Raw genomic sequence first — 26,213 nt, 5'->3', positions numbered from 1 at the left:
CTTGCGACCCGCGCGCCGGTAGGGTGGGCCGGGTGAGATCAGTCTGGCGGGTCGCGGACGTACGGGCGGCAGAGGCGGCACTGATGGCCGAACTCCCGCCGGGCACGCTGATGCAGCGCGCCGCGGCCGGGCTGGCGCGCCGCTGCGCGCTGCTGCTCGCCGAGCGGGGCGGGGTGTACGCCGCGCCGGTGCTGCTGCTCGTCGGCTCCGGCGACAACGGCGGCGACACCCTGTACGCCGGAGCGCGCCTGGCCCAGCGGGGTGCGGCGGTGTCGGCGTTGCTGCTCACCCCGGAACGTGCGCACGCCGACGGGCTGGCCGCGTTGCGCGCCGCCGGTGGACGGGTCGTGGCGCACCCCCCGGCCGTGGTCGACCTGGTGCTCGACGGCATCGTGGGCATCGGCGGGCACGGCGGGCTGCGGGAGACCGCCGAGCAGTTGGCGGCGAGCCTGCTGGACCACGCCGGGCGCGACGGTGCCCGGGCGACGGTGGTGGCGGTGGACGTGCCGAGCGGGGTGGCGGTGGACACCGGCGACGTCCCGCTGACCGCCTCCGGCCGACCCAACGCGGTACGCGCCGACGTCACGGTCGCCTTCGGCGCGCTGAAACCGGCCCTGGTGGTCGGCCCGGCCGCCGCGCTGGCCGGGCAGGTGGAGCTGGTCGACATCGGGCTCACCCCGTGGCTGCGCGGCACCCCGGCGCTGCACGTGGTGGAGTGGTCGGACGTGGCGCAGTGGTGGCCCCGGCTCGGTGCCACGTCGGAGAAGTACACCCGGGGCGTGGTCGGGGTGGCCACCGGTTCGGCGACGTACCCGGGTGCCGCGATGCTCTCCGTCGGTGGGGCGCTGGCCGGGCCGACCGGCCTGGTCCGCTACGCCGGTGGCGCCCGCGACGACGTGGTACGCGAGCACCCGTCGGTGATCGTGACCGGCCGGGTGGCCGATGCCGGCCGGGTGCAGGCCTGGGTGTGCGGGTCGGGGTTGGGCACCGACGAGCGGGCGACGACCGAACTGCGTACGGTGCTGGCCGCGCCGGTGCCCGCGGTGCTGGACGCGGACGCGCTGACCCTGCTCGTCGACGGGTCCCTCGCCGACCAGTTGCGCCGACGTGACGCCCCGATCGTGGTCACGCCGCACGACCGGGAGTTCACCCGGCTCTGCGGCGAGACGCCGGGTGCCGACCGGGTGGCCGCCACGCTCCGGCTGGCCGCCTGGATGAACGCCGTGGTGCTGCTCAAGGGCGACCGTACGGTGATCGGCACGCCGGACGGTCGGGCGTACGTCAACCCGACCGGCACCCCCGCGCTGGCCACCGGCGGGACCGGGGACGTGCTGGCCGGGCTGCTCGGCTCGCTGCTCGCGGCCGGGCTGCCGGCGGAGCGGGCCGCCGCCTCGGCGGCCTACCTGCATGGCCTGGCCGGTCGGGAGGCGGCCCGGTCCGGCCCGGTCACCGCGCCCGACGTGGCCGCCGCGCTGCGGCCGGTACTCGCCCGGCTGCCCTGACGGACCCCCGACCCCGCCCACCGGGGCAGTCGACCGGCCGGACCTGGCCGGGTCGCCCTGCGGTGATCAGCGCGGAAAGTAGGGTGGAGGCATGTGGCAGGCTGAGGTGCGCGTGGATCTCGACGCGATCCGGGAGAACGTCGACCGGATGCGCGCCGGCACCAGCGCCGAGCTGATGGCGGTGGTGAAGGCCGACGGCTACGGCCACGGCATGGTCCCGGCCGCCCGCGCCGCGCTCGACGCCGGGGCGACCTGGCTCGGTGTCTGCACGCTGGACGAGGCGTTGGCGCTGCGCGCGGCCGGCATCGACGCCCCGGTGCTCGCCTGGCTGCTCGCGCCGGGACTGCCGCTGCACACCGGTGTCGCGGCCGACGTGGACCTGGGCGTGGCGAGCCTGCCGCAGCTGGACGAGGCGGTCGAGGCGAGCCGCCGGGCGCAACGGCCCGCCCGCGTCCACTTGAAGATCGACACCGGGTTGTCCCGGAACGGGGCGACGGTCGCCGACTGGCCGGCCCTGCTCGACGCCGCGGCCAAGGCGCAGGCCGACGGTCTGGTCGAGGTGGTCGGGGTGTGGAGCCATTTCGTGTACGCGGACATGCCCGGTCATCCGACCACGGACCGGCAGTTGGCCGTCTTCCACGAGGGGCTGGCCATGGTCGAGCGGGCCGGGCTGCGCCCCCGTTACCGGCACCTGGCCAACTCCGCCGCCACCCTGACCCGACCCGACACCCACTTCGACCTGGTCCGGCCCGGGTTGGCCGTCTACGGCCTCTCCCCGGTGGCCGGCGAGACCCACGGGCTGCGGCCGGCGATGACCGCCCGCGCCCGGGTGATGTTGACCAAGCGGGTCCCGGCCGGCACCGGCGTCTCGTACGGCCACACGTACACCACCGAGCGCGACGCGAACCTGGCCGTGGTGCCGCTCGGGTACGCCGACGGGGTGCCCCGGCATGCCTCGAACACCGGCCCGGTGCAGCTCGGCGGACGCCGCCGGACCATCTCCGGGCGGGTCTGCATGGACCAGTTCGTCCTCGACTGCGGCGACGACCCGGTGGCCGCCGGTGACGTGGCGACCCTGTTCGGCAGCGGTGCCGACGGTGAGCCCACCGCCGACGACTGGGCCGAGGCGGTCGGCACGATCAACTACGAGATCGTCACGCGCTTCGGCAGCAGCCGGGTCCCTCGCGTGTACGACGGCACCGATTCATGAGTCGGCACCTGATACCTCGGCCGCGTACGGCGGCGGGGCGGGCCGCCGGTCTGGTGGGTGCGGCGCTCGGGGTGGCCGCCGCGGTGACCGCCGCCGGGGTCGCCACCGAACGGGCCCTGGTCCGCCGGCTGAAGGCGGACCCGACCGATCCGTACGCCGGTGAGGTCTTCGGCCAGCAGCGGTACGACGAGGCGTACCGGCTGGAGATGCCGGACGGCACCGACATCCACGTCGAGGTGGTCGAGCCGACCCGTCCGGTCGAGGGCAACCCGACAGTGGTGCTGGTGCACGGTTTCTGCCTGGACATGGGCACCTTCCACTTCCAGCGCAAGCTGCTCGCCGAGCGGGGCGAGCACCGGGTTGTCGCGTACGACCAGCCCGGTCACGGCCGTTCGGGACGGCTGGAGACCGGCGAGTACGACCTCGACGCGCTCGGCCACACGCTGCGCCGGGTGATCGACGAGGTGGCCGCCGAGGGGCCGTTGGTGCTTGTCGGCCACTCGATGGGCGGCATGACCATCATGGCGCTCGCCGAGTTGTATCCGGAGATGTTCGACGACCGGGTGGTGGGCACCGTGCTGATGGCCACCTCGGGCGGGTTGCTGGCGGAGACGAAGCTGGTCGCCCCGGCCCTGCTCGGACGGGTGGGCAGCCCGGTGCTCTACATGGCCGGCAACGTCACCCGCTACACCGGACCGGTGATCGACCGGGCCCGCAGGTCGACCACGAACGTGGCCTGGCTGCTCACCCGCAAGTACGGCTTCGGCACCCGCAATCCGAGCCCGGCGCTGGTGTCGTACGTCGAGCAGATGAACTCGCGTACCTCGGCCGACACGGTGACCCGCTACCTGCGGACCATCGCCACCCACTCGCGGTTCCCGGCGCTTGTGGCGTTGGAGGGCACGCCGGTGCTGGTGATCGTCGGGGACAAGGACATGATCACTCCGGTGACCCATTCCGAGGAGATCGTCCGGCGGTTGCCGCACGCCGAGTTCGTCAAGATCAACGACAGCGGGCACGTGGTGATGCTGGAGCACGCCGACGAGGTGAACGAGGCGCTGCTGGCGTTCCTCGGCACCTGCGGGCGGTAGCGACCGGCTCGCCGGGGGTGCGCAGCGGCTGAGGGCCCTGGGCCGAGGGCCGTCGTACCCTCTGCCTACAGTGCCGGGGACCGACCTCGCCACTGAAAGGCCGCTGATGCCCGACGACGTTGTCATCCTGGACCTGCCGGCACTGCTACCGAGCGAGTGGCGGGAGGTGCTCGCCCCGCACCTCGACCCGGCCCGCACGGCCGCGTTGGGCGAGTTCGTCGCCCGGGAGTACGCCACCGGCACGGTCTTCCCGCCGGTCGAGGACCTCTTCTCGGCCTACCGGCTCTGCGCTCCGTCGGCCTGTCGGGTGCTCATCCTCGGCCAGGACCCCTACCACCGCGTCGGCCAGGCGCACGGGCTCAGCTTCAGCGTGCGCGAGGGCGTGTCCGTGCCGCCGTCGCTGCGCAACGTCTTCAAGGAGTTGGGCGAGGACCTGGGGGTGCCCAAGCCGGCCAATGGCAACCTCGACGGCTGGGCGGCGCAGGGTGTGCTGCTGCTCAACTCGGTGCTCACCGTCCGGCAGGGCGCCCCGGGCTCGCACGCCAACCGGGGCTGGGAGGAGTTCACCGACGCCACCATCCGGGCGCTCGACACGATGGAGTCGCGGGTGGTCTTCCTGCTCTGGGGCGGCTACGCGCGCAAGAAGGCCGCGTTGGTCGGCAACCCGCAGCACGTGGTGCTGGAGGCGGGGCATCCCAGCCCGATGAACCCGCGCGGCTTCCTCGGCAGCCGGCCGTTCAGCGCCGCCAACAAGGCGCTCGCCGACGCCGGCCTGCCCACCATCGACTGGGAGCGTACGGCGGGCTGATCGTGCAGAGCGGTTGCACGTTCACCCCCTTCGATGCCGGTGGATTGATTGACGCGTTGACATTCCGTAGTTGGACAGTCGACCATGCAACTAGTTGGTGAGGGTCGATCCCTGCGGCTCGTCGCCGACCTGCCACCACCCGCATCAAGGAGGACTGCATGCGCCCGTCGAAGTCTGTCCGGACCGCCCTGCTCGCCACCATCGGTGCCGCCGCGATCGCGGTGACCGGAGCCCCTGCGGCTGCGGCCGAATCCCGCAGCTGCACATATGTCGACGGCACCCTGTGCCTGCACGAGTCCAAGTGGTTCAACGGTGCCACGGTCGAGTACCCGGCACCCTTCGGCGCCGACTGCGTGAACAGCTCGATGGGCTTCCTGGGCTGGCTGAACCTCACCGACTACTCGCTGCGGGTGTACGAGGGCGCCAACTGCACCGGGATCAGCTACTACGTGCCGAGTGGTGACCTGCACAACGTGCAGGCTCCGCTGAGCAGCTTCAAGGTCGTCTGACCTCGGCGCGCCCACGACCGACGGCGCCGTGTTCCGTGCGAACACGGCGCCGTCGGCAGTCGGCCGTTCCGCGTCGCCAGCAACGCGCTTGCCGACGCCGGCCTGCCCACAATCGACTGGGAACGGTCGGCTGGCTGAGCCGTGTGCTCCTCCCTCCACGCTGCCCGCACCTACCAGGTGATGGCAGCCGCCTGGTAGTTCCGGAAGTGCCGGTAGGACAACATTTCTTGACTGGCGTCGATATTTGGATAACGATATCGAAGACATAGATGCTGGCTAACTTCTTCAGTCTGGGGGTCAGTGGCGACGCGAAGTAGCAGTGGAGCACCCATACAACCGACAGTCCGGCATTCATACACCCAAGGCGCAGCATCGACGCGCGGTGACCGTCCCTCGACCACACACACCCCGTCGATTACGCCACGCCGTCTCTCTCAAGGAGAAGCACACCACCATGAACGAAGTCCCCACTCACCGTAAGAGTCGCCGACGCGGCCGCCTCAGGATGCTGGCTGCCGCCGCCTTCGCCGCAGTGCTGGCCACCACCGGCACCATCGCGATCTCGGCCGGCACCGCCCACGCCGAGGCCGACCGGCAGGTCTGCTCAAACACGGAAGGCACCCACAACGGGTTCTTCTTCTCGTTCTGGAAGGACAGCGGCGACGCCTGCATGGTGTTGCGCGAGAACGGCCGCTACTCCAGCTCGTGGAGCAGGAGCACCAACAACTGGGTCGGTGGCAAGGGCTGGAACCCCGGAACCCGCCGCACGATCACCTACTCGGGCAGCTACAACCCGGGCAACAACAACAGCTATCTCGCCCTGTACGGCTGGACCCGTAACCCGCTTGTCGAGTACTACATCGTCGAGAACTTCGGCAGCTACAACCCGAGCAGCGGCGCCACCCGGCTCGGCAGCATCACCACCGACGGCGGCACCTACGACATCCTGCGCAGCCAGCGGGTCAACCAGCCCTCGATCGACGGCACCGCGACGTTCTACCAGTACTGGAGCGTCCGGCAGCAGAAGCGCAGTAGCGGCACCATCACCACCGCCAACCACTTCGACGCCTGGGCCCGCGTTGGCCTGAACCTGGGCAACCACTACTACCAGATCATGGCCACCGAGGGTTACCAGAGCCAGGGAAGCTCGGACATCACCGTCTCGGAAGGCGGCACCCCCGGCCCCGGCCCGACCAACCCGACCAACCCGACCACCCCGCCGCCCAGTGGCGGTAGCGGCCAGATGATCGTCGGTCAGCAGTCCGGCCGGTGCCTGGACGTGCCGAACTCGAGCACCAGCAACGGCACCCAGATCCAGTTGTATGACTGCTGGGGTGGCTCGAACCAGCGGTTCACCCACACCTCGAGCCGGCAGCTGACGGTGAACGGCAAGTGCCTGGATGCCGCGAATCAGGGCACCAGCAACGGTACGCGGGTGACCATCTACGACTGCCACGGCGGCGCGAACCAGCAGTGGAACATCAACTCCAACGGCACGATCACCGGAGTGCAGTCAGGGTTGTGCCTCGACGCCGGTGGCAGCGGTAACGGGGCGCTTCTCCAGCTGTACAGCTGCTGGGGTGGAGCCAACCAGCAGTGGAGCCGCCGCAACTGATCCGTCGCAACCGATCCATCACTACGGGGCCAGGCGCTGACGTGCCTGGCCCCGTTCCTCGTTGAGGACCACAGCAATATTGAGTATCGATTGCTCTGTGCAATCACAGCGCCGGTACCTGGTGCGACTGACGCCGTTCAATGTCCTGACCGCCCACCGTCATGGGTGCGGTGCGCGCGAGCGCTACGGCGATGGCGGGCGGGCGTCCAAGGGCCGGAGGCGATGCGGCTAGGCTGGGCCATTGTGCTCGTACTGGTGGTGGACAGTTCGACCCCGGCGGTGACTGCGGCGCTCGTCGAGGTCACCGCGAGAGGCGGTACGCCCCGGGCGGTCGCCGCGCGTAAGCCGGCCCGGCCGTGAGCCCGGTGCGGCTCGACCGGTTCCGCTGGTGGCACATCGACGAGGTGCTGACCATCGAGGCGGACCTCTTCGGTGCCGAGCAGTGGTCCGCCGCGATGTTCTGGAACGAACTGGCCCACGGGCACCACTACCGGATCGCGACCGACGACGACGGTGCGGTGCTCGGCTACGCCGGGCTGGCCGTCGCACCCCCCGACGAGGCGTGGGTGCAGAACATCGCGGTACGCCGGGACGCGCAACGCCGGGGGATCGGGCGGCTGCTGCTGGAGGCGCTGCTCGCCGAGGCGGCGCGGTGCGACCTACGGTCCGTGTTGCTGGAGGTCGCGGCGGACAACGCGCCGGCGCAGCGGCTCTACGCCGGGTACGGGTTCGAACCGATCGGCGTACGTCGTGGCTACTACCAACCGAGCAACACCGACGCGCTGGTGATGCGGCGCATCGAGGACTGAGACCGCCATGGCTGACGGCCATGCCGATGACCGGGGTCAGCGGCTGAGGAAGGACGGCGACGTGATCGTACGGATGTGGGAGGCGCGGGCCGAGCCGTACGGGCTCGCCGAGCTGATCACCTGGGTCTGCGACACGGCCCTACCCGAGTTCGAGCACGATCCGCTGCACGTTTCCAGCGAAGTCTTCTCCTCCACGGATCATCGGGTCGTGGTGATCTCCAAGTGGCGCAGCAACCCGCGCCCGCTGCCTGAGCCGCCGGTGATGCTGCTCGCCCGGCCACCGCACTCCTGGGACTTCACCCAGGTCGACCGCTGACGCCGGCAGGCGGTGGGCTGGGTCCAGCCCAGCCCAGCCCGAGCCCGGTGCGGGATCAGCGGATGGTCACCGTGGTGGTGGCGGTGGACCTGTCGATGTCGCTGGTCCGGGCGGCGATGCGCAGCGTCCAGTCACCGGCCACCGGAAAGTGAATCTCGGCGCTGCCGTGGTGCGGCTCCAGCGCGAAGACCTCGACGGTGATCGGTTCGATGCCGGCCTCGGGTAGGGCCGCGGTGATCGTCCACTCGGCGACCGGCAACTCCTGCGCCTGCGGGGTGTAGACGTAGGCGTGCAGGCTGTTCGTGGTGCCGGCGGCGGCCGGGTAGATGTCGAACTGCAGCGTGAACAGGTCGGTGGTCAGCGACTGCGCGACGCCCTCGCGGGTGACCCCGGCGGCTGCCGTGCCGGCCGTACGGCCCGGCGGGGTCTGCACCAGCAACGCGGTCAGCGCCAGGACCACCGCGGTCACCGCGAGTTCGACGCCGGCAGCGCGGGCGACCCGTCGGGGCTGGGCTGCGGCGGCCCGTCGGCGGATCAGTCGCCGCTGCCCGGCGGCCACCGCCAGCACCACGGCCAGCAGCGCGGCCTTGGCACCGAGCAGCCGCCCGTACGCGCTGTCCAGCAGCGCCGACGGCCGGCCGAGTTCGATGGCGGCCTGGATCAGCCCGGCGGTCACCAGCCAGGCCACGGCCACCGTGGCCCATCGCGACCAGGCCGGCAGGATCCGGGCGAGGACCCGCTCGTGGGTGCCCCGCAGCAGGAACACGGTAAGCGCGAGCAGCCCGCCCAGCCACACGGTGATCCCGGCGACGTGCACGGTGGTGAGCACGATGCTCACCGCGGGGACCGGTGCGGCGACCGGATGCCCGGCCAGCGGCCAGGTGGTCAGCCCGGCCACCCCCACCACCGCGAGCGCACCGGTGCGAACGCGTCCGGCGGTGCCCCGGGTGACCGCCGGCAGCAGCGCCGCGGCGAGGCCGACAAGCGCCAGGCGTACGGCCAGCACCAGCCCGATGTCGCTGTCCGCGACCGCGCGCAGATCCGCCGGGGACAGCCGACCGACCGGTGCGCCGACCACCTGCGCCGCCTGACCGATCCAGGTGCCCACGGTGGCGGCGGCGACCAGTCCGAGCCCGACCAGCGCCAGCACCGTGGCAGCTCGCCGGGACCGCCGGCGGGGCCACATCGACGTGGCGAGCAGCGGCGGGCCGACGGCCAGCAGCAGGCCCAGGTAGCCGACGTACTTGGCCACCGGCACCAGGATTCCCGCCGGTGACCCGGCTCCGGCGTCGGCCGGCAGCGGTGGGGTGGCCGACGGGGCGCCGGCGGCGAAGGTGAAGCTGCCGGAGATCGGGTGACTGTCCGCGGAGACGACCCGGTAGCTGACCAGGTAGGTGCCGAGCGGTCGGTCCGCCGCCCGCAGCGCGATGCGCATGGTCCGGTCGCGGACCTCCGGGTCACCGACGTTGATCCGTTTGCCGTCCGGGGCGAGCACCTGCACCCGCCCGGGCACGACGGCGACCGGCTCGCTGAAGGTCACCAGCACCTCGCGCGGGGCGTAGCCCAGCACCTCGTCACGTTGCGGCGTGGTGGCGACCACGACGGCGTGCGCCGCCGCCGGGCCGGCCGCCCCCAGGACCGCGCCCAGGGTGGCGCAGCAGGTGGCCAGGACCAGCCCGAGCAGGACTCCGGCCCGGGTACGGGTGGGCATCGCGCGGGATCAGTTGCGGCGCAGCAGGCGGTAGCTGAGGAAGCCGCCGGTGCCGATGGCACCGAGGAAGACCACCCAGATCACCGTGTTGCTGATGCCGATCTGCGGACCGGTGTTGGCCGACGCGGCGGCGATCAGACCGTCGTTGCCCGGTGCGGGCAGGGCGGCCGGCGGCAGTTCGGCGTACCGGACCAGACCGGTGCTCTCCAGCATCAGCATGTGGTCGCCGACGAACTTGTTCGTGGCGTTGGCCAGGTCCCGGATGACGTCGTTGCGGGTGCTGGCCCGCACCGCGCTGACCACCGGGAAGATCTTGCCGTGGGCGACCCGGAGGCGGGTGACGAAGATCTGGTCGAAGCGGGCCCCGGTGGCGTCCTTCATCTCGGTCAGCCACTGCTGCTGTTCGGCGGTCGGCTGGTTGGGGATGGTGGCACCCAGCTTGTTGGCGGCCTCCACGGTCAGCCGGTCCAGTTCCTCGTGCTGCCGGGCGATCTCCGCGCCGATCTCCCGGACCACCCGGGACTGGCCCTTCTCGGCGGCCATCTGCCCGGCCGGCATCTCCCAGAGCCCGGCCAGCCGTACGCCGTCGAGCAGGGCCTGATCGGCGGCGGCGAGTTGCTGACCTGCGGGCGCGGCCAACGCCATCCCGGGCAGCACGACGAGGGCCGCGGCGATCGTGGTGAGCAGCACCGCCAACCGAGGGGACCGATTGCCCTGCCGGCGACGAGCGGAATCCAGCGATGCCATGTCTGCGGTGCCTCCTCGGTCGAGAACCGATCATCTGCCCGACGGGCGTCCGCACGCCGTTGGCCGCCCGTCCGCACACTGGTACGGATCGACCGGCCGATCAGTTCATCGCTCGCGAATCCACCTCACGGCGGTGCGTGCGGACAGCTCAGCCGACGTCGAGGGGGTCGGCGAGCAGCCGCTCGAAGGCCAGTTCGGCGGCGCCGATCAGCGGGGCGTCCGCGCCGAGCATGGGGGTGCGCAGGCGTACGTGCTCCAGGCAGGCGGGCAGCCCGTTGGAGTTGAGTCGGCTGCGTACCTGGGCGGCGGCGGCCAGGTACAGGTCACGCATCGTGCCACCGAAGATGACCATCTCCGGGTTGAAGATGTTGACCAGGTTGGCCACGCCGAAGCCCAGCCAGTCGCCGGCCTGGCGTACCGCCGTCTGGGCCCGGGCGTCGCCCCGGTCGGCGGCGTCGAAGACCGCCAGCAGCGCGTCGCGGCCCCGGGCGTCGGAGCGCCCGGCGGCGCGCAGCAGGCCGTGCTCGCCGATCTCGGTCTCCCAGCAGCCCCGGTTGCCGCACTCGCAGCGGGCCCCGTCCCGGGACACCACCATGTGACCGACCTCGCCGCTGTAGCCGCCGTGCCCGGTCAGCCGCCGGCCCCCGGCGATGATCCCGGCACCGACACCCACATCCCCGTAGAGGTAGATGACGTTGTCGCAGCCGGCGGCGGTGCCCCGGGCGTGCTCGGCGAAGGCTGCCACGTCCGCCACGTTCCCGACGATGACGGGCACCTCGACGCCGAGTTCGGCGCTGACCGCCGCCCCGATCGGCTCGTCCACCCAGCCGGTGGTCGGCCCGAGCCGGACCAGGCCGTCGTCGCGGCGCACCATGCCGCAGATCGCGATGCCGGCGCCGACGCAGACGGCATCGGCCGGCAACGCCTGCCGCATCTCCTTGACCGCCCCGGCCAGCAGCGGCGCGGCCTCCGCGGCGGAGAGACCGCGCGGCCGGTCCAGCTCCCGGCGGTCGAGCACCGCGCCGCCGAGGCCGACCCGCGCGGCCCGCAGCCGATCCACCTCGATGCTGTACGCGTACGCGAAGATCCGTTCCGACTCGGGCCGGACGACAAGCGACGGTCGTCCGGCCCGGCCGGTTTCCTTCGGCGCCCCCTCGGTCACCAGGCCGGCCGCGGCGAGGTCGGCGGTGAGCGCGCCGATGGTGCTCCGGTTCAACCCGAGCGCGTTTGTCAACTCGGCGCGGGTCGTCGCCCCGTGCAGGTGCACGTAACGCAGCAGCGCGCCGAGATTCTGCCGGCGGATCTCGTCCTGGCTGGGTCCTACGCGCATCGGGTGGTTACTACTTTCGGTGGTGCGTTCAGCGGTTTCCGGTGGCCGAAGCTCGTCGTCGGGACAGCGCGTCGACACTGGCCGCGAGCAACAGCACGACGCCGGTGACCACGTACTTGACGCCGGAGCTGTAGCCCATCAGACCCATCCCATTGTCGATCACGGCCACGACGGCGCCACCGAGAACCGCGTCCAGGATGCGTCCCTTGCCGCCGAAGAGGCTGGTGCCACCGATCACCGCTGCGCCCACGGCGTAGAGCAGCACGTTGCTGCCGCCGGTGTTCGGGTCCACGGAGTTGGCCCGGCTGGCCGCCACGATCCCGCCGACCGCGGCCATGGTCGAGCAGATCATGAAGGCCGAGATGCGGATCCGGTCGACGTTGATGCCGGCCCGGCGGGCGGCCTCCCGGTTGCCGCCGACCGCGTAGATGTGCCGGCCGTAGCTGGTGCGCTGGAGCACGAAAGTCAGGACCACCAGCAGTACGGCGACGATCGGCACCACGATCGGCACACCCTTGAGCGAGGTGATCAGCGTGTTGAGGCTGCGCTCCAGGTTGAGCACGTAGACGGCGAGGCCCAGGACGAGCGCCAGGGCGGCGATGCGACCCAGCACCACCGGGAACGGATCGTTGATCAGGTTCCGGGCGGCGCGGCTGCGGTAGCGGAGCAGTTGCACCACGGCGAATCCCGCGACCGCGATCGCGGCCAGCGTCCAGCCGAGCGCGACCGGCATGTTGCGGTTGACGATCGCCACCACCACCGGCTCGCGGACCGAGATGTTGCGGCCCTCCTTCATCAGCAGCAGCACCACGCCCTGGAAGGCGAGGAAGCCGGCGAGGGTGACCACGAACGAGGGGATGCCCACCTTGGCGACCAGGAAGCCGAGTGTGGTGCCGATGACCATGCCGGTGAGCAGGGCGGCGAGCACCGCGACGTACCAGGGGTAGCCCAGGACGGTGACCAGGTTGGCCAGCACCGCCGCGCAGACGCCGCTGGCGAAACCGGCCGACAGGTCGATCTCGCCGAGCAGCAGGACGAAGACCAGACCCATCGCGATCAGGGTCACCGCCGCGCCCTGGGTGAACAGGTTGGCGAAGTTGCCGGCGGTGAGGAACGACGGCCGCATGATCGAGAAGATGGTGCAGAGGACGAGCAGACCGGCGACCGCAGGCAGGGCGCCGATGTCTCCGCCGCGTACCCGCTGCCAGTAGTCGCGGACGTGGCTGCCGACGGTGGGTGCCGGTGCGACGGCGGCGGGGCCCTCCTTCGTGACGGCGGTGATGCTCATGAGACGCCTCCTGCGGTGCTGTCGGCCGGCGCCGCGCCGTTGCCGTTGACGCCCGGATCGGCGGCGAGTCCGAGCTCGCCGGAGCGGCCGGCGGTGATCAGCTCGACCACCTGGGCGTGGGTGATCTCTGTCGTCTTCACCTGGGCGACCATCTGGCCGAGGTAGAGCGCGGCGATGCGGTCGGAGACGGCGAAGACGTCGTTCATGTTGTGCGAGATGAGGACGACGGCCAGGCCGTTGTCGGCCAACCGTCGAACGAGTTCGAGGACCTGGGCGGTCTGCGCGACGCCGAGCGCGGCGGTCGGCTCGTCCAGGATCACCAGCTTGCTGTTCCAGAGCACCGCCTTGGCGATAGCCACGGTCTGGCGCTGCCCACCGGAGAGGCTGGAGACGTGCTGGCGCAGGGACTTGACGGTGCGTACGGAGAGCCCGGCAAGGGTCTCCGCGGCCATCTGTTCCATCGTCGGCTCGTCCAGGACGAGGCCGTTGCGCTTCTCCCGCCCGAGGAACATGTTCTGCACGATGTCGAGGTTGTCGCAGAGCGCGAGATCCTGGTAGACGACCTCGATGCCGAGCGAGGCGGCGTCGCGCGGACTGTTGATGGTCACCGGTCGGCCGTCGAAGATGAACTCGCCGGCGTCGACGGGATAGATGCCGCTGATGCACTTGACCAGGGTCGACTTGCCGGCGCCGTTGTCACCGACGAGGGCGGTGACCTCGCCCGGGTAGGCGGCGAAGGCGACGTCGCGCAGCACCTGGACGGGACCGAAACTCTTGTCGATCCCGCGTAGCTCCAGCAGTGGGTTCGCGGACACGGGGTTCTCCTTATTCCACGGAGGGAGATCGGGGCCCGTCCAGTGACGCCGCCCGGTACGGGGTAGCCGTACCGGGCGGCGTCACTCTGGCGGGGGACAGGTCAGCTGATGCCCGCGTCGGTGCAGAGCTTGGCGTAGTCGCCGGTGCAGACCTGCTCCTTGGTCACGTAGCCGTCGGCGATGACGTCCTTGACGTTCTCCTTGTAGATCGCCGCGGGGGTGAGCAGGACGGCGGGCACGTCACGGTTGCCCTCCGGGTCCCGGACCGTCTGACCGGTCTCCTTGCGCTCGCCCTTGGCCAGCGCGATGGCCAGCTCGGCGGCGGCGTCCGCCTCCTTCTTGACCGCCTTGTAGACCGTCATGCACTGGTCACCGGCGAGGATGTTCTGCAGCGCCTGCGGGTCGGCGTCCTGCCCGGTCACCGGGACCTTGCCGTTGAGGTTGTTCTTCTTCAGCACCGAGATGGCGGCGTTGCCGAGGCCGTCGTTCGCGGAGAGCACGCCGTCGATCTTGCCGCCGGTCTTGGTGAGCTGCTGCTCGAAGATGGTCGCGGCCTGCGTGTTGTCCCAGTCCGGCACGGAGTCGTCGGCGGCCTTGGTGTACTCGCCGGAGTCGAACTTCGGCTTGAGGACCGAGTCGTAGCCCTCCTTGAACAGGGTGGCGTTGTTGTCGGTCGGCGAGCCGTTGAGGTAGGCGATCGCCGGCTTCTCCACCTTCGCATCGGTGAGGCACTTGACCAGGCCCTCACCCTGGAGCTTGCCGACGGCCACGTTGTCGAAGCTGACGTAGTACTGCGCCGAGCCGCCGAGGGTCAGACGGTCGTAGTCGATGGTGGCGACACCCTGCGACTTGGCCTTGTCGAGGACGGCCTTACCGGTGCCGGAGTCCAGGTTGACGATCATCAGCACGGTGACCCCGTTGGTGATCATCTGGTCGGCGATGGTCTGGAAGGCGTTCTTGTCGCCCTGCGCGTTCTGGATGTCCGACTGGACGCCGGCCGCGTCGAACGCCTCCTTGAGGAACCTGCGGTCCGCGCTCTCCCAGCGGACCGAGGAGCTGCTGTCCGGCAGGATCACGCCGATCTTCGGGGTCTTGCCGGAGCCGCCGCCGGCCTGGTCGCCGGAATCGTCGCCGCAGGCCGTCAGGCTGCCGAGGGCGAGCACGCCCACAGCGCCGATGGCGAGGAAGCCCTTGCGCATGTGCAGGGTCCTTTCGAGAGTGGGAAGGTGTCGGTGTGTTGATGGTGTTCTTTTGTTGTGCCCGGCAACGTATTCCGCTGTCGGGCGTCGACACAAGGGCGCGCTGGGCGCTAATTTGTTGTCGGCAGTAACAATTCGGCAACGCCCATGAAGTGCTCGTGTCACCGCGGTGGCATCGGCAAGCTGAAATGCCTGGTCATACGCCTACATCGGCGGACGTGGCAGACAGCAGAGGGTGCACGCCCCGGCGCACCTTGGCCTCATCGGGCCAGGAGGTAGGGCGAATCGACACGGTTTCGGTGCAGTGCGGCTGACCTGCACTCCGGGGTCCCACCGTTGCGGAGCCACGGTGATGACCGAGGTCAGGTGGCGAGGGGTGCGGTCCGGGCGTCGGTGAGGGCGACCAGATCGGCCGGGGCCAGTTCGACCTGAAGGCCGCGCCGGCCCGCCGACACGTACACCGTGTCGTGCTCCAGGGCGGAGTCGTCGAGCACAGTGGGTAGCCGCTTACGCTGCCCCAGCGGGCTGATGCCGCCGCGTACGTAGCCGGTGGCGCGTTCGGCGGCGCCGCGTTCGGCAAGCGTGGCCCGCTTGCCACCGACGGCCGCGGCCAATGCCTTGAGGTCCAACTCGCCGGTCACCGGCACGATCGCCACGGTGAGAGCACCGTCCACCTCGGCGATCAGGGTCTTGAAGACCCGTCCGGGTGGTACGCCTATCGCGGCGGCCACCAACGCGCCGTAGTTCGGCGAATCCGCCGCGACATCGTAGGGATGGGTGCGATGGGTGATGCGGTGCTTCGTCAGCAGCACCATCGCCGGCGTACCCCGTCCCGTCATGTGCGCCAACCTAGCTGCGCCCCCGGTCCGAAGGCCAGACACTTTCCTGCCTCGACCCTCCGTGGCCCTTGCTGGTGACCGGCTGGCAGACCAGCACCGTCGGGGCGGCGGCGACCCGGGTGAGCACCAGGCTCGCCGGCTGGTCACCGGTCAGGCGCAGGTCGTGCCGGAGCCGTTCGGGTTCCAGCGCCGAGCCACGCTTGAGGATCTCCACCCGGCCGACCCGGCGCGCCCGCAGCAACGCCCGCAGTCGCTTCAACGAGAACGGCAGCACGTCGGTCACCTCCAGGCAGCGGGCGTACGGCGTCGACGTCGGCGCGTCGGCGTAGAGGTAGGCGATGCTCGGGTCGGCCAGCGAGGCATCCAGGTCGGCGGCGAGTTCGGCGACCAGGTGGGCGCGGACCACCGCCGGGTCAGGGTCGTACAGGTAGCGGCGTACCGGCCCGACCGGTGCCTCCTGCCGTCCCGAGCCGACGAGTTGGTGGACGCTGGTTCCGTCGACGAGGTGATAAGAAGGGGCCCCTTTACTACCGGAGGCGTTAACAGGGGGCCCTTCCTTCAACACGGTCGCGCGGCGGGGGGTTTCGGCGAGCGGGCCGCACCAGAGCGCCGCCTCGACCAGGTTGCCGTCGACGCTCACCCACTCGGCCTCGGTGCCGGCGGGGATGAGGGCGTGGTCGAGACCGGGGGCGACCTTCACCACCGTCCGGGGCACCCGTTGCGCAAGCCCGGTGACGAAGTCCCACGGCGGCGAGTACGAGTTCGGGTCGAAGATCCGACGTCCGGTCCCGGCCCGGCGGCGCGCCGGGTCGCAGAAGACCGCCTCGACCCGGGTCACGTCGAACGCGGTCGCGTCCCCGCACTCGACGGTGAACAGCTCGGCCAGCCCGGTTGCCTGCGCGTTCGCCTCGGCCAGCGCGGCGGTGAGCGGGTCGGCCTCCACGCCGTACACCCGGATGCCGGCCTGGGCGGCGGCGAGCGCGTCGGCCCCCAGTCCGCAACCCAGGTCGGCCAGGCTGGTCACCCCGGCCTTGCGCAGCCGGTGCGCGCGGCGTCGCGCGACCACCCCTCGGGTGGCCTGTTCCAGGCCGGGCCGGGTGAAGAACATGCCGCTCGCCGCCGGCCCGAACTTGCCCGCCGCCCGGCGGCGCAGCTCCGCCTGGGTCAGCGCCGCCGCCGCCAACCCGGCGGGGATCCCGGCCGAGCGCAGCGCCGCCGCCGCGGCCAGCGGGTCACCGCCGGCCACCCGGGCCGCCGCCGCGAGCGCGTCCGACCCCTCGGGCGTACGCAACGCCGCAAGCTGCTCCAGATCCACCCACCCATTGTCCCGACCCACCGACCACCCCATCCGCCCGGCCGGGTGTGATCGACACGGTTACGCCGCAATGGCGGTGTCCAGGGGCGTTGGTTGCCGCTACTTCGACGTAACCGTGTCGATCACACCCCGGAAACCCGGGACCGGGCGGGCCGCTGGTGTCGGAAAGGTGTCGACACGAAGGGGGAGCGTTGGCACTCTCCTTGACGGAGTGCTAGCCGAGGAATAACCTGCGATTAGCACTCTCACCCTGAGGGTGCCAACCCTCGGGCCCTCGTGCCCGGGAGTTGAACGCCAGGCGGACCGGCACCCGCGACGACGGCCCCGCCCGGTGGCATGTGGCAGATTGACGCTGGTCGGTACGCCGACCGGTAACGAAACCAGTACCCCAGGAGGGTATGCCCGTGACTACCGCGACCAAGGTTGCGATCAAGCCGCTCGAGGACCGGATCCTGGTCCAGGCGAACGAGGCTGAGACCACCACTGCGTCGGGCATCGTGATTCCCGACACCGCCAAGGAGAAGCCGCAGGAGGGCACTGTCCTCGCTGTCGGCCCGGGTCGTTTCGACGACGACGGTGACCGGATCCCGATGGACGTCAAGGTCGGCGACACCGTCCTCTACTCGAAGTACGGCGGCACCGAGGTCAAGTACGCCGGCGAGGAGTACCTGGTGCTCTCCGCCCGCGACGTCCTCGCGATCATCGAGAAGTAAGCAACCGATCAGTGTCGTTGCCCCGGTCCGGCTCGCCGGGCCGGGGCAACGTCGCTTCGAAGGGACATACATGGCGAAGATCCTGAGCTTCTCGGATGACGCCCGGCACCAGCTGGAGCACGGTGTCAACGCGCTCGCGAACGCGGTCAAGGTCACGCTCGGGCCGCGCGGGCGCAACGTCGTCCTGGACAAGAAATTCGGTGCGCCGACGATCACCAACGATGGTGTGACCATCGCCAAGGAGATCGAGCTCACCAACCCGTACGAGAACCTCGGCGCGCAGCTGGTCAAGGAGGTGGCGACCAAGACCAACGACGTCGCCGGCGACGGGACCACCACCGCGACCGTGCTGGCCCAGGCGATGGTCCGCGAGGGCCTGCGCAACGTGACCGCGGGCGCCAACCCGGCGGGTCTCAAGCGCGGCATCGACGCCGCCGCGGCCAAGGTCTCCGAGGCGCTGCTCGGCAAGGCCGTCGAGGTCTCCGACAAGAAGTCCGTCGCGCACGTGGCGACGATCTCGGCGCAGGACTCCACCATCGGTGAGCTGATCGCCGAGGCGATGGAGCGGGTCGGCCGCGACGGTGTGATCACCGTCGAGGAGGGCTCGGCGCTGCAGACCGAACTGGACGTCACCGAGGGCCTCCAGTTCGACAAGGGCTTCATCTCGCCGAACTTCGTCACCGACGTGGAGGCGCAGGAGTCGGTCCTGGAGGACGCGTACATCCTGATCACCACGCAGAAGATCTCGGCGATCGAGGAGCTGCTGCCGCTGCTGGAGAAGGTCCTCCAGGACAACAAGCCGCTGCTGATCATCGCCGAGGACGTCGAGGGTCAGGCACTGTCCACCCTGGTGGTCAACTCGATCCGCAAGACCCTCAAGGTCTGCGCGGTCAAGGCACCCGGCTTCGGTGACCGCCGCAAGGCGATGCTCCAGGACATGGCGATCCTGACCGGTGCCGAGCTGGTCGCCCCCGAGCTGGGCTACAAGCTCGACCAGGTCGGCCTGGAGGTGCTCGGCACCGCCCGGCGCATCGTGGTCGACAAGGAGAACACCACGATCGTCGACGGTGGTGGCCAGGCCGGCGAGGTCGCCGACCGGGTCGCCCAGATCCGCAAGGAGATCGAGGCTTCGGACTCCGACTGGGACCGGGAGAAGCTGGCCGAGCGGCTGGCCAAGCTCTCCGGTGGCATCGCCGTGGTCAAGGTCGGCGCGGCCACCGAGGTCGAGATGAAGGAGCGCAAGCACCGCATCGAGGACGCCATCGCCGCGACCAAGGCCGCGGTCGAGGAGGGTACGGTGCCCGGCGGTGGCGCCGCCCTGGCCCAGATCCTGTCGGTGCTCGACGACGACCTCGGCTTCACCGGTGACGAGAAGGTCGGCGTGTCGATCGTGCGCAAGGCGCTTGTCGAGCCGCTGCGCTGGATCGCCCAGAACGCCGGGCACGACGGGTACGTCGTGGTGCAGAAGGTCACCGAGGGCAAGTGGGGCCACGGCCTCGACGCCGCCATCGGCGACTACGTGGACCTGGCCGCGTCCGGCATCATCGACCCGGTGAAGGTGACCCGTAACGCGGTCACCAATGCCGCGTCCATCGCCGGCCTGCTGCTCACCACCGAGAGCCTCGTGGTGGAGAAGCCCAAGGAGCCGGAGGCGGCCGCCGCTGGCCACGGTCACGGCCACGGCCACAGCCACCAGCACGGCCCGGGCTTCTGAGCCGTCCGTGACACGGTACGGCGGGTGCGCCGCTCCCCCGGAGCACCCGCCGTACCGCTCGGCGGCTGTCAGCTGACAGGGCGCAGCACACGAGGATCAGCCGGCACCGGTTCCCGCCATGGCGCCGGAAGCACACTGCCGCGCCCTGTGCAGGGCGCGGCAGCGGTGGTTCATGGGTGGATCAGGCGACGTTGCGTTGGGTGGGGACGGTCGACCGGTGGCTGCTGCCCAGTCGGGCCTCCAGGCGGGCGACGTCCACCCGGGTCTGCCGGCGGTCGGCGAGATCCTCCCAGCCGACCGCGAGCAGCCGCAGCCGCTCGGATTCGCTGAAGCCGCCCCAGACTCCGTACGGCTCCCGCACGGTCAGGGCATGCGCGGCGCACTCGGCCCGCACCGGGCAGGCGCGGCAGACGGCCTTCGCACCCGATTCGCGGCGCAGCCGCGACGAGCCCCGCTCGCCGTCCGGGTGGAAGAACTGTGCGCTGTCGCGGCCCCGGCAGGCACCGAGGCGCTGCCAGTCCCACAGGTCGACGATGGGTCCGGGCAGTCTGCGTACGTTCGACATCAGCACCCCTCCTCTCGCGCGGCACCGCGAGATGCTTGTTGGCCGGCTGTCCGGGCGGCGGGCCGCGCAGGGCACCGTTCCCGGCCTTGAGCCCCCGGTACCCCGGCCGTTCTCGGCTCACACGTCTTGTGATCCAAAAGCTGTGGCGACTTGGGGCAAATGACCTATCTGTCGGAAAACTTGGGAGGATTGCCCGGAAGTTCCTCCCGAGGCTGCCCGGTCATGGTCTGCTCGTCTGCGGAGAGGAGATCGTTGTGCGTACCGTTCTTGTGTGCGTTCGGACGCCGCTCGCTGCACAGCATTTGACTTCCGCAGCGGCGCGGCTGGGATTGTCCGGTGCTGTCCGGACGGCCGTCTCCGACCCCGAGGTGATGCTGCGACTGGCCGAGCGTCCCGCCGACGTGGTGCTCGCCGACACCGCCCTCACCCGCCCCGACAGTGCCGGGTTCGTCCGGCGGGTACTGGCACGCGCGCCGCAGGCCGCGGTGCTGCTGCTCGGCATGGAGGAGTCCGAGGCGGCGGCGGCGACGATCCATGCCGGGGCGCGTGGGCTGATCCAGGGCATCGACCATGACCTGACCAGCGCGGTCGCCAAGGCGCTGCTGCTGCTGGCCGCACCGGGTCGGGCCAACCGGCACCGGATCGCCGACCCGGCGCGGGACACCGCGGCGGTGGGCGGCCAGCGGCCGGCGCCCAACGGTCGGCCCACCGGCGACAGCTCCCCGACCTGGACGGCAACGGACGCGGCGGGCAGCCCTGCGATGGTGCCGGTGCAGCGCGGCGAGGATCCGGCCGAGCCGGACGCCGAGGAGGAGAAGAGCGCCGCCAGGCCGCCCCGCGCCGACCGGTCCACGATCGGGCTCACCGAACGCGAGTTGCAGGTGCTGCTCGGCATGGCCGAGGGCAGGAGCAACGCCGAGATCGGCCGTGAGTTGTTCGTCTCCGAGGACACCGTGAAGACCCACGCCCGGCGGCTGTTCCGCAAGCTGGGCGCCCGGGACCGGGCTCACGCGGTGGCCGCCGGATTCCGTGCCGGCCTGGTCGCCTGACGGCCGTAGGCCGCCGACCCCGTCGGGGCGAGTCCTCTGTGGGTGACCGGCCGTGCTCCGCTGATGCCGTCACCCGGGCGTACGGGTCAGTCCCGAGAGGCGGCCTCGTCCTCGCTGTCCTCGGTGCCCTCGCTGAGGGTGTCGTGCACGCCGTCGGCGTAGCCGCGCGCGTAGTCCCAGGTGACGTAGTGGTCCGGGTCCGGATCGAAGGCCGGCTCGTGCACCCGGGGTCGCCCGGAGCTGAGCAGGTGCCGCAGGTTGCCCCGGAGCAGGTCCCAGTCGAAGTAGTGCGGCTCGCGGCAGTCCTCACACTCGATGACGAGCCCGCGTACGCCGATCGGCGCGAGCAGCGCCTGGTAGATCTCCAGGTCGGCGAGATCCTCCAGCACGTCCTGACGTTCGACGTCGGTCAGTGGGTCGAGCGAGGAGTCGCGGTCAGGGTCGTCCAGGCCGGCTGCCGGGTCGGCGGGGTCACCGGTGAACGGGTCGATGGGCTCGTCTTGCACCCCCTCACCGTAGACCTAAGCACCCGCCGATGCCCGTCCCCCGTCGAGCAATCCAGCTCGGGACATCCCGTCGCTGCACCTACCGCCGCTCGCGGGTGCCACCGGAGCCACTGGGTACGATGGGGCTGACGCCTTCCTGCCCGGCCGTTTGCCGGTGCCCAGACCACCCTCACTGAAGCCCGTTCGAGCAGCTCAGGAGAGCAATCGTGGAGAATTCGCCCCAGACCGACCTTTCCGCCGGCGCCGATGCTGGCGAGCTGGGCGGCCACCTGCCCGAGCTGCCGGCGGGCTCGGCCCGGGTGGTGCCGCTGGGGCTGACCTTCGACGACGTGCTGCTGCAACCCGGCGAGTCGGACGTGGTGCCCAGCCGGGTGAACACCGTCACCCGGCTCACCCGCAACGTCACCCTCTCCATCCCGCTGCTGTCCAGCGCGATGGACACGGTGACCGAGGCGCGGATGGCGATCGCGATGGCCCGCCAGGGTGGCATCGGCGTGCTGCACCGCAACCTCTCCGTGGAGGACCAGGCGCTCCAGGTCGACCTGGTGAAGCGTTCCGAGTCCGGCATGATCACCAACCCGGTCACCGCCAGCCCGGACGACACCCTGCGTGAGGTCGACCAGCTCTGTGGGCGCTACCGGATCTCCGGCGTGCCGGTGGTGGACGCCGAGGGGCAGTTGGTCGGCATCGTCACCAACCGGGACATGCGGTTCGTCTCCGACCCGGCGACGCCGGTCCGCGACATCATGACCCAACCGCCGCTGGTCACCGCCCCGGTCGGGGTGAGCAAGGACGAGGCGCTGGGCCTGCTGCGCCAGCACAAGGTCGAGAAGCTGCCGATCGTCGACGGTTCCGGCAAGCTGCGCGGGCTGATCACCGTGAAGGACTTCACCAAGAGCGAGCAGTACCCGAACGCCACCAAGGACGACGCCGGTCGCCTGCGGGTGGCCGCGGCGATCGGGGTCGGCGAGGACGCCTACAAGCGGGCCCGGGCGCTCGTCGACGCGGGTGTCGACGTGCTGATCGTGGACACCGCGCACGGCCACCAGCGGGCCGTGCTGGAGATGGTCGACCGGCTGAAGAAGGACGTCGCCATCGACATCGTCGGCGGCAACGTGGCCACCTACGCCGGGGCGAAGGCGCTCGTCGACGCCGGTGCCGACGGGGTGAAGGTCGGCGTCGGCCCGGGTGCCATCTGCACCACCCGGATCGTGGCCGGTGTCGGCGTGCCGCAGATCACCGCGATCATGGAGGCCGCCCGAGCGGCCCGACCGGCCGGCGTGCCGGTGATCGGCGACGGTGGCATCCAGTATTCGGGCGACATCGCCAAGGCGCTGGTCGCCGGGGCCGACACGGTGATGCTCGGCAGCCTGCTGGCCGGCTGCGAGGAGAGCCCCGGCGAGCTGATCTTCGTCAACGGCAAGCAGTTCAAGGCGTACCGGGGGATGGGTTCGCTCGGTGCGATGCAGTCGCGTGGGCAGGCGAAGTCGTACTCCAAGGACCGCTACTTCCAGCAGGACGTGACGAGCGACGAGAAGCTGGTCCCGGAGGGTGTCGAGGGTCAGGTGCCCTACCGTGGGCCGCTGTCGCGGATGGCCCACCAGCTGGTCGGCGGCCTGCGGCTGGCGATGGGGTACGCGGGCGCGGAGAGCATCGCCGAGCTGCACCAGCGTGGCCAGCTGATCCGGATCACCGCTGCCGGGCTCAAGGAGAGCCACCCGCACGACATCCAGATGACCGTCGAGGCACCGAACTACCACACCCGCTGACCCCTTTCGTTGAAAACTGGAGCACCCCATGCGTGACGTGGTCGAGATCGGGCTGGGCAAGACCGCGCAGCGCGGCTACCACCTGGACGACATCGCCATCGTGCCGAGCCGTCGTACCCGGGACGTGGACGACGTCTCCACCGGCTGGCAGCTGGACGCGTACCAGTTCGGCATCCCCTGCGTGGGGCACCCCTCCGACGCGACGATGAGCCCGGCCTCGGCGGTACGCCTGGGCCAGCTCGGCGGCCTCGGCGTGCTCAACGTCGAAGGGCTCTGGACCCGCTACGAGAACCCGACCAAGGTGCTGGAGGAGTTGGCCGGCCTGGGTGAGGACGCCCGCGCCACCAAGCGGCTCCAGGAGGTGTACGCCGAGCCGATCCGCCCGGATCTGATCACCGAGCGGGTCCGTGAGCTGCGCTCCGGCGGCGGCACGGTGGCGGTGCGGGTCTCCCCGCAGCACACCCTGGCGCTGGCCCCGGTGATCCTCGACGCGGGCGTCGACCTCCTGGTCATCCAGGGCACCATCGTCTCGGCCGAGCACGTCTCGACCACCGACGAGCCGCTCAACCTCAAGGAGTTCATCGCCGACCTCGACCTGCCGGTCATCGTCGGCGGCTGCACCGACTACAAGACCGCGCTGCACCTGATGCGTACCGGCGCGGCCGGTGTGATCATCGGCATCGGTGGCGACGAGTGGTCCACCACCGAGTCGGTGCTCGGCATCCGGGTGCCGATGGCCACCGCGATCGCCGACGCCGCCGCAGCCCGGCGGGACTACCTGGACGAGACCGGCGGCCGGTACGTGCACCTGATCGCCGACGGCGACATCCGTACCTCCGGGGACATCGCCAAGGCGCTCGGCTGCGGCGCGGACGCGGTCATGCTCGGCGAGCCGCTGTCGCTCTGCGCGGAGGCCCCGGCCGGTGGCGCCTGGTGGCACTCGGCCGCCAGCCACCCGTCACTGCCCCGAGGCGCCTTCGAGGTGGCCGGCGAACCGCTCGGCTCCATGGAACGCCTCCTCTTCGGCCCCGCCGACGAGCCGGACGGCCAACTCAACCTCTTCGGCGGCCTCCGCCGCGCCATGGCCAAGTGCGGCTACCGCGACCTCAAGGAATTCCAAAAAGTAGGCCTAGTCCTGGACCGCTAACCCCCACCCCCACCCCCACCCCCGTTCCTGCGTCGATCATGGACTTGTGGTCGCAGGTTCGTGGTGGTTTCGGGCGGTTCGCCGCGACCGCAAGTGCAAGATCGACGGGGTGGGCGGCGGTAGGCTCGGCGGGGTGAGCAGGGTGGTGGGGTTGCGGTGGCGTGGGGTTGCGGTGGCGGTGGTGGCTGCCGTGGCACTGGTGAGCTGCACGGGGGAGCGTGAGGACGGGTTCCGGCCGGGCAGTGTGGACGTTGCCGATCCGTACGTGCCGGGCAGTGGCAACGGTGGCTACGACGTCGACAATTACCGGCTCGCAGTGCGGTACGACCCGGCCGACGACCGGCTCGTCGGGCGGGCCGTGGTGACCGCGACCGCCACGCAGAACCTCTCCCGGTTCAACCTCGACCTGAGCGGTCTCACGGTCGACTCGGTCACCGTGGACGGTGCCTCCGCCGAGCACCGGCAGGCCGACGGCGAACTGGTCGTCACGCCGAGCCGGAGGCTGGCGAACCTCAGCCGGTTCACCGTCGAGGTGAGCTACGCCGGGGTGCCCACGGCGGTCACCGACGGTGTGCTGGGCAGCGGTGGCTTCCAGCACACCGACGACGGAGCGATCGCCCTGGGCCAACCGCACTCGGCGGCGACCTGGTTCCCGGTCAACGACCACCCCTCCGACAAGGCGACCTACGACATCGAGGTGACGGTCCCCGAAGGGCTCGCCGCGCTGAGCAACGGCGTACCAGGGGAGCGGACCACGGCCGACGGGTGGACCACCTGGCGTTGGGCCGAGCGGTCACCGATGGCGAGTTACCTGACCACGCTGGTGATCGGTGACTACCGGGTGGACGTCGGCACGCACAGCGGCAAGCCGATGATCACGGCGGTGCCGGCCGACATGCCGGCCACCGGGCCGCAGGCGCGGTCGCTGTCGCGCACCGGTGAGATCGCCGACTACCTGGCCGGTCTCTTCGGGACGTACCCGTTCGAGGCGTACGGCGGGGTGGTGGTGGCCGACCCGAGGATCGGGTACGCGTTGGAGACACAGTCCCGACCGGTCTACGGCCCCGGGTTCTTCCGCTCCGGCGAGCCGAACTACGGCGTGGTCGTCCACGAGGTGGCCCACCAGTGGTTCGGCAACAGCGTGGCGCTGGCCCGGTGGAGCGACATCTGGCTCAACGAGGGCTTCGCCAGCTACGCCGAGTGGCTCTGGGAGGAACACGACGGCGGCCCGAGCGCCCAACGCAACTTCGAGCAGCAGTACGCGGTGACGGACTGGTCCCGGCCCACCCTGGATCCCGGTCCCGGCGCGATGTTCAGCACCGCCGTCTACAAGCGCGGGGCACTTGTCGTGCACGCGTTGCGGCGTACCGTCGGCGACGACGACTTCTTCCGGATCCTGCGCACCTGGACCACCGAGCGGCGGGACGGCACCGCGACCACGGCTGACTTCGTCGCCCTGGCCGAGCGGATCTCCGGGCGTCAGCTGGGCTCGTTCTTCGACGCCTGGTTGACCGGCACCACCGCACCCGCGTTGCCCTGACCCGCCGCCCGGCCGCTGGTCGCCCGGCGGGCGCAGAAGCCGGTCCAGTAGGGCGTTCAGCACGCCGAGGTGCAGGCCGCGGTCGGCGAAGACGAGATCCGCGATC

24 protein-coding genes and 2 pseudogenes are annotated in these 26,213 nt (G+C 70.9%); 16 read left to right on the top strand and 10 right to left on the bottom strand.

What is annotated here, in order from left to right; genetic code table 11:
• Nucleotides 1-32: 32 nt before the first annotated feature.
• The 10 genes and pseudogenes from VAB18032_RS25865 to VAB18032_RS25830 all read left to right on the top strand — a co-directional run bounded on the left by VAB18032_RS25865 (nt 33) and on the right by VAB18032_RS25830 (nt 7,860).
• Nucleotides 33-1,502, top strand: a complete 1,470-nt coding sequence (locus VAB18032_RS25865; RefSeq protein WP_043725806.1) for an NAD(P)H-hydrate dehydratase — start codon at nt 33-35, stop codon at nt 1,500-1,502.
• Between the two features lie 91 nt (nt 1,503-1,593).
• Nucleotides 1,594-2,712 (top strand): alanine racemase, encoded by a 1,119-nt coding sequence (gene alr / locus VAB18032_RS25860; RefSeq protein ID WP_013735888.1) that lies wholly within the window; start codon nt 1,594-1,596, stop codon nt 2,710-2,712.
• A complete protein-coding gene (locus VAB18032_RS25855) occupies nt 2,709-3,803 on the top strand; it encodes an alpha/beta fold hydrolase (RefSeq protein ID WP_013735887.1) in 1,095 nt (364 codons plus the stop codon). The genes alr and VAB18032_RS25855 overlap by 4 nt, the downstream gene beginning before the upstream one ends.
• 106 nt (nt 3,804-3,909) lie before the next feature.
• Nucleotides 3,910-4,611 (top strand): uracil-DNA glycosylase, encoded by a 702-nt coding sequence (ung, locus tag VAB18032_RS25850; protein ID WP_013735886.1) that lies wholly within the window; start codon nt 3,910-3,912, stop codon nt 4,609-4,611.
• A gap of 158 nt (nt 4,612-4,769) precedes the next feature.
• Nucleotides 4,770-5,120 (top strand): hypothetical protein, encoded by a 351-nt coding sequence (locus VAB18032_RS25845; protein WP_013735885.1) that lies wholly within the window; start codon nt 4,770-4,772, stop codon nt 5,118-5,120.
• A 45-nt stretch (nt 5,121-5,165) separates the two neighbouring features.
• Nucleotides 5,166-5,258, top strand: a pseudogene (locus VAB18032_RS31915) (uracil-DNA glycosylase); the annotation flags it as partial.
• 316 nt (nt 5,259-5,574) lie between these two features.
• Nucleotides 5,575-6,735: a glycoside hydrolase family 11 protein gene (locus VAB18032_RS25840; protein WP_043721934.1), complete on the top strand. Its 1,161-nt coding sequence runs from the start codon at nt 5,575-5,577 to the stop codon at nt 6,733-6,735.
• A gap of 243 nt (nt 6,736-6,978) precedes the next feature.
• Nucleotides 6,979-7,089, top strand: a pseudogene (locus tag VAB18032_RS33590) (tRNA (adenosine(37)-N6)-threonylcarbamoyltransferase complex dimerization subunit type 1 TsaB); the annotation flags it as partial.
• Between the two features lie 2 nt (nt 7,090-7,091).
• A complete protein-coding gene (gene rimI, locus VAB18032_RS25835; RefSeq protein WP_193386274.1) occupies nt 7,092-7,544 on the top strand; it encodes a ribosomal protein S18-alanine N-acetyltransferase in 453 nt (150 codons plus the stop codon).
• Between the two features lie 61 nt (nt 7,545-7,605).
• Entirely contained in the window at nt 7,606-7,860 is a 255-nt protein-coding gene (locus tag VAB18032_RS25830) for a hypothetical protein (protein ID WP_043725801.1), read from the top strand.
• Between the two features lie 55 nt (nt 7,861-7,915).
• Here VAB18032_RS25830 and VAB18032_RS25825 read toward each other — a convergent pair whose 3' ends face one another.
• From VAB18032_RS25825 to VAB18032_RS25790, 8 genes are all read right to left on the bottom strand, one after another.
• Nucleotides 7,916-9,571: a copper resistance CopC/CopD family protein gene (locus VAB18032_RS25825; protein ID WP_013735881.1), complete on the bottom strand. Its 1,656-nt coding sequence runs from the start codon at nt 9,569-9,571 to the stop codon at nt 7,916-7,918.
• A gap of 9 nt (nt 9,572-9,580) precedes the next feature.
• A complete protein-coding gene (locus VAB18032_RS25820) occupies nt 9,581-10,318 on the bottom strand; it encodes a DUF4142 domain-containing protein (RefSeq protein ID WP_043721931.1) in 738 nt (245 codons plus the stop codon).
• Between the two features lie 148 nt (nt 10,319-10,466).
• Complete coding sequence (locus VAB18032_RS25815) at nt 10,467-11,648, bottom strand: ROK family transcriptional regulator (RefSeq protein WP_013735879.1); 1,182 nt, start codon at nt 11,646-11,648, stop codon at nt 10,467-10,469.
• Between the two features lie 28 nt (nt 11,649-11,676).
• Nucleotides 11,677-12,936: a sugar ABC transporter permease gene (locus VAB18032_RS25810; protein ID WP_013735878.1), complete on the bottom strand. Its 1,260-nt coding sequence runs from the start codon at nt 12,934-12,936 to the stop codon at nt 11,677-11,679.
• Nucleotides 12,933-13,751, bottom strand: a complete 819-nt coding sequence (locus VAB18032_RS25805) for an ATP-binding cassette domain-containing protein (RefSeq protein ID WP_013735877.1) — start codon at nt 13,749-13,751, stop codon at nt 12,933-12,935. The genes VAB18032_RS25810 and VAB18032_RS25805 overlap by 4 nt, the downstream gene beginning before the upstream one ends.
• 101 nt (nt 13,752-13,852) lie before the next feature.
• Nucleotides 13,853-14,950, bottom strand: a complete 1,098-nt coding sequence (locus VAB18032_RS25800) for a sugar ABC transporter substrate-binding protein (protein WP_013735876.1) — start codon at nt 14,948-14,950, stop codon at nt 13,853-13,855.
• 362 nt (nt 14,951-15,312) lie between these two features.
• Nucleotides 15,313-15,789 carry a Cys-tRNA(Pro) deacylase gene (gene ybaK, locus VAB18032_RS25795; protein ID WP_043721925.1) on the bottom strand — a complete coding sequence of 159 codons (477 nt, stop codon included), beginning with the start codon at nt 15,787-15,789 and terminating at the stop codon, nt 15,313-15,315.
• Between the two features lie 10 nt (nt 15,790-15,799).
• Nucleotides 15,800-17,104, bottom strand: a complete 1,305-nt coding sequence (locus VAB18032_RS25790; protein ID WP_013735874.1) for a THUMP-like domain-containing protein — start codon at nt 17,102-17,104, stop codon at nt 15,800-15,802.
• Nucleotides 17,105-17,502: 398 nt separating this feature from the next.
• Here VAB18032_RS25790 and groES point away from each other — a divergent pair, with 398 nt between their 5' ends.
• Both groES and groL read left to right on the top strand, forming a co-directional pair.
• Entirely contained in the window at nt 17,503-17,817 is a 315-nt protein-coding gene (groES, locus tag VAB18032_RS25785) for a co-chaperone GroES (RefSeq protein ID WP_193386273.1), read from the top strand.
• 70 nt (nt 17,818-17,887) lie between these two features.
• Nucleotides 17,888-19,531, top strand: a complete 1,644-nt coding sequence (gene groL / locus VAB18032_RS25780; protein ID WP_013735872.1) for a chaperonin GroEL — start codon at nt 17,888-17,890, stop codon at nt 19,529-19,531.
• A gap of 181 nt (nt 19,532-19,712) precedes the next feature.
• Here the strand turns inward: groL and VAB18032_RS25775 are convergent, their stop codons facing one another.
• The gene (locus VAB18032_RS25775; protein ID WP_043725796.1) at nt 19,713-20,096 is read right to left on the bottom strand and encodes a WhiB family transcriptional regulator; all 384 of its coding nucleotides are present in this window, start codon (nt 20,094-20,096) and stop codon (nt 19,713-19,715) included.
• A 254-nt stretch (nt 20,097-20,350) separates the two neighbouring features.
• Between VAB18032_RS25775 and VAB18032_RS25770 the strand changes: the two genes are divergently transcribed.
• On the top strand, nt 20,351-21,145 hold the full coding sequence (locus VAB18032_RS25770; RefSeq protein WP_043721920.1) for a helix-turn-helix transcriptional regulator: 795 nt from the start codon (nt 20,351-20,353) through the stop codon (nt 21,143-21,145).
• Between the two features lie 86 nt (nt 21,146-21,231).
• On the opposite strand, the gene VAB18032_RS25765 is transcribed toward VAB18032_RS25770, so the two are convergent.
• Entirely contained in the window at nt 21,232-21,651 is a 420-nt protein-coding gene (locus VAB18032_RS25765; RefSeq protein WP_013735869.1) for a DUF5319 domain-containing protein, read from the bottom strand.
• 206 nt (nt 21,652-21,857) lie between these two features.
• Between VAB18032_RS25765 and guaB the strand changes: the two genes are divergently transcribed.
• The 3 genes from guaB to VAB18032_RS25750 all read left to right on the top strand — a co-directional run bounded on the left by guaB (nt 21,858) and on the right by VAB18032_RS25750 (nt 26,107).
• Complete coding sequence (guaB, locus tag VAB18032_RS25760; RefSeq protein WP_013735868.1) at nt 21,858-23,420, top strand: IMP dehydrogenase; 1,563 nt, start codon at nt 21,858-21,860, stop codon at nt 23,418-23,420.
• Between the two features lie 28 nt (nt 23,421-23,448).
• Nucleotides 23,449-24,567, top strand: coding sequence for a GuaB3 family IMP dehydrogenase-related protein (locus VAB18032_RS25755; protein WP_013735867.1), 1,119 nt, complete (start codon nt 23,449-23,451; stop codon nt 24,565-24,567).
• Between the two features lie 142 nt (nt 24,568-24,709).
• Nucleotides 24,710-26,107 carry a M1 family metallopeptidase gene (locus VAB18032_RS25750; protein ID WP_050814797.1) on the top strand — a complete coding sequence of 466 codons (1,398 nt, stop codon included), beginning with the start codon at nt 24,710-24,712 and terminating at the stop codon, nt 26,105-26,107.
• Nucleotides 26,108-26,213: the final 106 nt, after the last annotated feature.

Origin of the sequence: Micromonospora maris AB-18-032, from assembly GCF_000204155.1 — a bacterium.
Taxonomy (GTDB): domain Bacteria; phylum Actinomycetota; class Actinomycetes; order Mycobacteriales; family Micromonosporaceae; genus Micromonospora; species Micromonospora gifhornensis.
This window is presented reverse-complemented; position numbering and strand designations above follow the sequence as displayed.

What these genes read in the sequence shown, in the direction of transcription:
- ung (WP_013735886.1), top strand. Translation starts at nt 3,910, where the DNA reads ATGCCCGACGACGTTGTCATCCTGGACCTGCCGGCACTGCTACCGAGC.
- VAB18032_RS25825 (WP_013735881.1), bottom strand. Translation starts at nt 9,571, where the DNA reads ATGCCCACCCGTACCCGGGCCGGAGTCCTGCTCGGGCTGGTCCTGGCC.
- ybaK (WP_043721925.1), bottom strand. Translation starts at nt 15,789, where the DNA reads ATGACGGGACGGGGTACGCCGGCGATGGTGCTGCTGACGAAGCACCGC.
- VAB18032_RS25800 (WP_013735876.1), bottom strand. Translation starts at nt 14,950, where the DNA reads ATGCGCAAGGGCTTCCTCGCCATCGGCGCTGTGGGCGTGCTCGCCCTC.
- VAB18032_RS25840 (WP_043721934.1), top strand. Translation starts at nt 5,575, where the DNA reads ATGAACGAAGTCCCCACTCACCGTAAGAGTCGCCGACGCGGCCGCCTC.
- VAB18032_RS25845 (WP_013735885.1), top strand. Translation starts at nt 4,770, where the DNA reads ATGCGCCCGTCGAAGTCTGTCCGGACCGCCCTGCTCGCCACCATCGGT.
- alr (WP_013735888.1), top strand. Translation starts at nt 1,594, where the DNA reads ATGTGGCAGGCTGAGGTGCGCGTGGATCTCGACGCGATCCGGGAGAAC.
- VAB18032_RS25820 (WP_043721931.1), bottom strand. Translation starts at nt 10,318, where the DNA reads ATGGCATCGCTGGATTCCGCTCGTCGCCGGCAGGGCAATCGGTCCCCT.
- VAB18032_RS25815 (WP_013735879.1), bottom strand. Translation starts at nt 11,648, where the DNA reads ATGCGCGTAGGACCCAGCCAGGACGAGATCCGCCGGCAGAATCTCGGC.
- VAB18032_RS25775 (WP_043725796.1), bottom strand. Translation starts at nt 20,096, where the DNA reads ATGTCGAACGTACGCAGACTGCCCGGACCCATCGTCGACCTGTGGGAC.
- groES (WP_193386273.1), top strand. Translation starts at nt 17,503, where the DNA reads ATGCCCGTGACTACCGCGACCAAGGTTGCGATCAAGCCGCTCGAGGAC.
- VAB18032_RS25810 (WP_013735878.1), bottom strand. Translation starts at nt 12,936, where the DNA reads ATGAGCATCACCGCCGTCACGAAGGAGGGCCCCGCCGCCGTCGCACCG.
- groL (WP_013735872.1), top strand. Translation starts at nt 17,888, where the DNA reads ATGGCGAAGATCCTGAGCTTCTCGGATGACGCCCGGCACCAGCTGGAG.
- VAB18032_RS25755 (WP_013735867.1), top strand. Translation starts at nt 23,449, where the DNA reads ATGCGTGACGTGGTCGAGATCGGGCTGGGCAAGACCGCGCAGCGCGGC.
- VAB18032_RS25855 (WP_013735887.1), top strand. Translation starts at nt 2,709, where the DNA reads ATGAGTCGGCACCTGATACCTCGGCCGCGTACGGCGGCGGGGCGGGCC.